Raw genomic sequence first — 6,282 nt, 5'->3', positions numbered from 1 at the left:
CTGGCCCGGCCGGTGGTGGAGGATTTGACCGCCGATATCCGCACCGGCACCGGCGAACGGCGCACTGTAGAGCTGGCGGATGGCAGCGAGTTACTGCTCAACGCCCGCAGTGCCGCCGACATCCAGTTCGACCCACAACACCGCGTGGTGCGCCTGCGCGATGGCGAGTTGCTGGTGAAGATTGCCAGGGACAGCAACCGACCGTTTTTCATCCAGACCGATCAAGCTCGACTGCATGCCTTGGGCAATCGCCTGTTGCTGCGCGAGCGCGAAGGGCAGGGCCACGTGGTGGCGCTCAACGGCGCCCTGGAGATCGACGGCCAGAACGGCGAACGCCTGCAACTGGAGGCCGGGCACGAAGTCACTTACGACCGCTTCGGCTTCGGACCGGTGCTCGCCAGTTCCTCGGGCGCGACCGCCTGGATCGATGGCTTCCTGCAAGTGCGCGACCGCCCGCTGGTGGAAGTGATCGACGCACTGCGTCCGTATCACAACGGTGTGCTGCGCCTCGATCCGGCGGTGGCAGGGTTGCGGGTCAGCGGCCTGTACCGCCTCGACAATCCCGACCAGATCCTCGACACCCTGGCACGCACCCTGCCGATCCACATCACCCGCCGGACCGGGTTGTGGGTGACCGTCAGTGCCGCCTGAAAACGGTTCACCTCGGTCAATGTGGGAGCTGGCNNGCAGCCTCGCTAAAGCTCGACAGCTCCCACAGTTGACTGCGTCGTTTCCGAATGTCGGTTCTAACGACATAACCAAACGATCTGCAAGTTTTCCCCCGGCCATCCCACATCACTCCCGTAAGCGCTGCGGGGAGCAGCGCTCAGGAGTTTCCTTGGGGGGAGCCAACGTGAGCCCATTCAACCGTACACCGCTTCGAACCTTTGCCCTGGTGCCGTTGGCCAGTCTGTTCCTGTCTTTCGCCGCCAGCGCCGAAGAGGCGCGCCAGGTCTACCACATCGCGCCCGGCCCGCTGGACGAAGTGCTGCTGAACATCAGCCGCCAGAGCGGCCAGGTGATTTCCTTCACGCCGCAGCTGGGCAATTATTCCTCGGCGCGGGTCGACGGTTCGCTGTCGGCGCAACAGGCGGTAGACGCCGCGCTCAAGGGCACCGGCCTGCAAGTCCAGGTCAGCCCGGACGGTGCATTCATCATCAAGGAAGGCGCCAAAGTCGCGCCTGCCAGCAACAGCATCAAGGCGCAAACCGCCGAAGCCCAGGCGCCGACCCTCGACCGTGTGGTCGCCATCGGTACCCGTCGCAGTGACGCCACGGCCCTCACCAGCAGCGCCCCGGTGGATGTGATCAACGCCGAAGAACTCAAGCAAACCGGCGCCACCAGCCTTAACCAGGCGCTGTTCCAACTGCTGCCCTCGTTCAACTTTCCACAGAACAACAGCGCCACCCGCGGCCAGGATCCGAAAGGCGCCTCCCTGCGCGGCTTGTCCCCGGACCAGACCCTGGTGCTGATCAACGGCAAGCGCCGGCACACCTCGGCGGTGGTGAACATTTCCGGTGGCGTGCCGTTCATTGGCGCGCAGCCGGTGGACCTCGACATGATCCCCATCAGCGCCATCGACCACGTCGAAGTGCTGCGCGACGGTGCCTCGGCGCAATACGGTTCGGACGCGGTGGCGGGGGTGGTCAACATCGTGCTCAAGGAGCGCGACAGCGGTGGCGGCATCAACACCCAACTGGGCAAATACGCCCAGGGCGACGGCTTCAGCAAAACCACCGATGGCTGGTACGGCATCGGCTTGCCGGGGGATGGTTTCCTGACCCTGAGCTTCAACACCCTGAACAACAAACCCGATGACATCGGCGACAAATACGTCGCCGACGGCCAGGTACAAGACCCGCGCTGGGGCGGTGCCGGGCGCGACAAATACAACCTGGCGGCCAACGCCGAAATCGGCCTGAACGACCAATGGCGCCTCTACAGTTTCGCCACCTTCGGCCAGGACACCTCGGTAAACAACACGCCGCCGCTGCTGGCCAGCAGCCCGAACAACGTGGCCGGGATCTACCCCAACGGCACCATCCCGAAATACCGCTATCGCTATGAAGACGGCGCCGTCACCGTCGGCACCCGCTATGAAGACGAGAGCATCGGCCGCTTCGATTTGAGCGCCACCTATGGCCGCGACGAGCACGACGAACTGGCTTTCAACACCGTCAACCCGAGCTACGGGATCAACAGCCCGACCAAGTTCAACGTCGCCACCCTGGTCAACGACCAGACCAACATCACCCTGGATTACGCCAAGGATCTGAACGTCGACTGGTCGAGCCATCCACTCACCGTGTCGGCGGGCGTTGCCTACCGGCATGAGCAATACCGGCTGGAGGCCGGCGACTACGATTCCTATTCCTACGGTGGCATCGACGGCGTGCAGGTTGGCGCGGTGCAGGCTTCGGGCCTGACCCCGGACGACGCCGGCACCTTCAAGCGTGATGTGGGCGGCGTGTATTTCGGCCTGGAAAACCAGGTCACCGACAAGCTCCAGGTGGGCATTGCCGGGCGTACCGAGCACTACTCGGACTTCGGTTCAGCCACCACCGGCAAACTCTCGGCGCGCTATGACTTCACCCCGAAAGTCGGCCTGCGGGCCACGGTCAACAATGCCTACCACGCGCCCAGCCTGGGCCAGATCGGCACCTCCTGGACCACCACCACCAACCTCGACGCCAACGGCAACCCGGTGCTGACCCGCATGCTGCCGGCCGACAACCCGGCCGCCCGAGCCCTAGGTGCACAGCCGCTGAAGCCCGAGAAGTCCACCAACTTCTCCCTGGGCCTGGTGCTGCGCCCAACCGACCAGGCCTCGCTGACCATCGACGCCTACCAGATCTCGATTCGTGACCGCCTGCTGTTCAGCGGTGGCATTTCCGGGCCGCTGGCCGAGCAGATCCTCAAGGACGCCGGCTACGGCCAGTACTCCTGGGCGCAGTTCATGACCAACGCCGCCGACACCCGCACCCGTGGCGTCGACATCGTGGGCAAGTACAACCTGGACCTTGAGCAGTTCGGCAACCTGAACCTGTCGGCGGGCTACACCAAGGCCCGCACCACTATCGAAAAGGTTCACGAAAACCCCAACGGCTTTGAAGTGCTGACCCGTGAATCCCGTGGCTTCCTGGAGCACGGTTACCCGGAAGACAAGCTGGTGTTTGGCGCGGTCCACAAACTCAACCAATGGACCATCGCCCTCAACGAAACCCGTTACGGCAAGTACCGCAAATACGCCTCCAGCGAAGCCAACGCCCAGTACGACCAGACCTTCAGCGCGCAATGGACCACCGACCTGGACGTGAACTACGCCTTCACCAAACAACTGCGGGTGTCGGTGGGCGTCAACAACCTGTTCGACAGCAAGCCTGACGACTACAACACCCGTTTGCGCCAGACCCCGGGCCAGCAATACAGCTACCTGTCGCCGACGGCGCCGGAAGGGGCGTTTTACTACACGCGGCTCAGTTATGACTTTTAAACCCTGATGCAAAACCTGTGGCGAGGGAGCTTGCTCCCGCTGGGGCGCGTAGCGGCCCCAAGCACTTTGGGCCTGCTGCGCAGTCCAGCGGGAGCAAGCTCCCTCGCCACAAGAGCACTCTTCATGGAATCACCACGAGGTAACACATGAAAACAATCAAGAACCTGCTCGGTGGCTCGCTATTGGCACTCACCGTCCTGGCACAATCAGCCACGGCCGCCGAACCTGCCAAACCGATCCACTTCGGTGATATCACCTGGGAAAGCGGCAGCCTGATCACCGAAGTGCTGCGCCTGATCGTCGAGAAAGGCTATGGCCTGCCCACCGACACCTTGCCCGGCAGCACCGTGAGCCTGGAGGCCGCCCTGGCCAAGGACGATATCCAGGTGATCGGCGAAGAGTGGGCCGGGCGCAGTCCGGCGTGGGTCAAGGCCGAAAGCGAAGGCAAGGTTTTCGGCCTGGGCGACACCGTCAAAGGCGCCACCGAAGGCTGGTGGGTGCCGGAGTACGTGATCAAGGGCGACGCCGAACGGGGCATCAAACCCCTGGCCCCGGAGCTTAAATCCGTCGCCGACCTGGCCCGCTACAAAGACGTGTTCCGCGACCCCGAAGACCCGACCCGTGGGCGCTTCCTCAACAGCCCCACCGGCTGGACCTCGGAGATCGTCAACAGCCAGAAGCTCAAGGCCTATGGCCTGACCGACACCTACGTCAACTTCCGCACCGGTTCCGGCGCGGCGCTGGATGCCGAGGTTGCATCCTCGATCCGTCGCGGCAAGCCGGTGCTGTTCTACTACTGGTCGCCGACGCCACTGCTGGGGCGCTTCAAGTTGATCAAACTGGAAGAACCACCGTTCAACGCCGAAGCCTGGAAGACCCTGGCCGACGCCAACAACCCGCACCCCATCGGTACTCGTTCGATGCCAGCGCACCTGGCGATTGGCGTGTCGGCGCCGTTCAAGGCGCAGTACCCGCAACTGGTGACGTTCTTTGAAAAAGTCGACCTGCCGATTGACCTGCTCAACGGCATCCTCGCGCAAATGGCCGAGAAACGCACCGCGCCGCGCCAGGTGGCCGAAGCGTTCCTGAAAGAACAGCCGCAGGTCTGGCAGCAGTGGGTGCCGGCGGACGTCGCGGCCAAGGTCAAGGAGAGTCTCTGATGCGCAAGCTCATCGCAGCCACACTGCTGGCACTGTGCGCCGGGCCGCTGCTGGCGGCAGAACCGGCCACCCTGCGCGTCGGCTACCAGAAAAGCTCGGTGAGCATGGTGCTCGCCCGTGAGCATCACCTGTTCGAGCAAGGGTTGCCGGGCACCAAGGTCGAGTGGATCGAATTCCTCGGCGGCCCGCCGCTGATCGAAGCCCTAAATGGCGGCAGCATCGACATCGGCAATATCGGCGACATCCCGCCGATCTTCGCCCAGGCTGCCGGCATCGACATTCGCTACATCGGCGTCGAGCCCAATGACGGGCGCACCGAAGCCATCCTGCTGCCCAAGGACAGCACCGTGCAAAGCGTGGCCGAACTCAAGGGCAAGCGCGTGGCGTTGCTCAAGGGTTCCAGCGCCCACAACCTGTTCCTCAAAAGTTTGTTGCGTGCCGGCTTGCAGTGGAAGGACGTGAACGTGGTGTACCTGTCGCCCTCCGACGGCCGTGCCGCGTTTGAACAAGGCAAGGTCGACGCCTGGGTGGTGTGGGACCCGTACTACTCGGCGGCCGTGGTGGACGGTTCGGCGAAGGTGCTGGGGGATGGCCAGGGGCTGAACCCGGCGGGCAGTTTCTTCATCGCCAGCGGGCCGTTTGCCAAGCAGCACCCGCAGGCGATTGCGGCGATTCTCAAGGTGTTTGCCCAGGCGCAGCGGTTGTCGCTGGACCAGCATGACGAAAGCGTCGCGCTGATGGCCAAGACATTGGGCTTGCAGCCGGCGGTGGTGGAGAGTTACTTCCAGCACCGCTCGCCGACGCCGAGCCGGCCATTGGAAGCGGTGGATATCGCCAACCAGCAACGTACCGCCGACGCGTTTTTTGCCAACGGCCTGATCCCGAAAAAGGTCGATGTGCAGCAGGTTGTGTTCAAGGCTCCATAACTTGATCCCTGTGGAGAGGGAGCTTGCTGTAGGGAGGGAGCTTGCTGTGGCAGGGGAGCTTGCTTTAGGGAGAGAGCTGTTGTGGCGAGGGAGCTTGNNCGCCACAGCAAGCTCCTCGCCACAACAGGCTCCTCACCACAACAAGCTCCCTCACCCCATAAAAGCATCTTCAGCATCGACCTTCGCAACCCATCAGTGAGCAGACCATGCAACCGATCTACATCGACTTCCTCAACGGCCTGGACATCGACGAACTGGCCCTGACCAACGACGAAATCCTCAACGCCATCGAATCCAGCCTGGCGATCCAGGGCCGCAGCGAGGCGGTGATCGAGCCGCGCATGCACCTGATTCCCGGCGGTGAAATCAACGGCCACTTCAACGTGCTGCGCGGTGTATTGGGCGGCGCAATCGGCTACGCCGGGGTCAAGGTGGTGGGCGACTTTGTCGATAACTACCGCAAGGGCCTGCCCTCGGAACTGGCGATTCTCAACCTGCTGGACCCGGCCACCGGCATCCCCAAGGCCATCCTCGACGCCTCGGCGATTACCGACATGCGCACCGGCGCCGTCACCGCCATCGGTGCCAAATACCTGGCCCGGCCCGACAGCAAAATCCTCGCGCACATCGGTGCCCGTGGCACGGCGTATTGGAACGTGCGGCTGCTGGACCACCTGTTCGACTTCGACGAAATCCGCGTGCA

4 protein-coding genes and 1 pseudogene are annotated in these 6,282 nt (G+C 63.5%); all 5 read left to right on the top strand.

The genetic code is table 11. The annotated features are described in order from the left end of the window. Positions 1 to 651: FecR domain-containing protein (locus tag HX846_RS04870; protein ID WP_178965056.1), on the top strand; the 651-nt coding region annotated here is incomplete at its 5' end. A gap of 202 nt (positions 652 to 853) precedes the next feature. Then, the gene (locus HX846_RS04865) at positions 854 to 3,493 is read left to right on the top strand and encodes a TonB-dependent receptor (RefSeq protein ID WP_102369756.1); all 2,640 of its coding nucleotides are present in this window, start codon (positions 854 to 856) and stop codon (positions 3,491 to 3,493) included. A 146-nt stretch (positions 3,494 to 3,639) separates the two neighbouring features. Next, positions 3,640 to 4,653 carry an ABC transporter substrate-binding protein gene (locus tag HX846_RS04860; protein WP_102369755.1) on the top strand — a complete coding sequence of 338 codons (1,014 nt, stop codon included), beginning with the start codon at positions 3,640 to 3,642 and terminating at the stop codon, positions 4,651 to 4,653. Beyond that, positions 4,653 to 5,579, top strand: a complete 927-nt coding sequence (locus HX846_RS04855; RefSeq protein WP_008431606.1) for an aliphatic sulfonate ABC transporter substrate-binding protein — start codon at positions 4,653 to 4,655, stop codon at positions 5,577 to 5,579. Before HX846_RS04860 ends, HX846_RS04855 begins: the two co-directional genes overlap by 1 nt. 206 nt (positions 5,580 to 5,785) lie before the next feature. After that, positions 5,786 to 6,282: pseudogene (locus HX846_RS04850) on the top strand (ornithine cyclodeaminase family protein); the annotation flags it as partial.

Origin of the sequence: Pseudomonas sp. K5002 (assembly GCF_013386655.1) — a bacterium.
GTDB lineage: Bacteria > Pseudomonadota > Gammaproteobacteria > Pseudomonadales > Pseudomonadaceae > Aquipseudomonas.
This window is presented reverse-complemented; position numbering and strand designations above follow the sequence as displayed.

Excerpts from the sequence above, each read along its gene's own strand:
- HX846_RS04860 (WP_102369755.1), top strand. The coding sequence starts at position 3,640 with ATGAAAACAATCAAGAACCTGCTCGGTGGCTCGCTATTGGCACTCACC.
- HX846_RS04855 (WP_008431606.1), top strand. The coding sequence starts at position 4,653 with ATGCGCAAGCTCATCGCAGCCACACTGCTGGCACTGTGCGCCGGGCCG.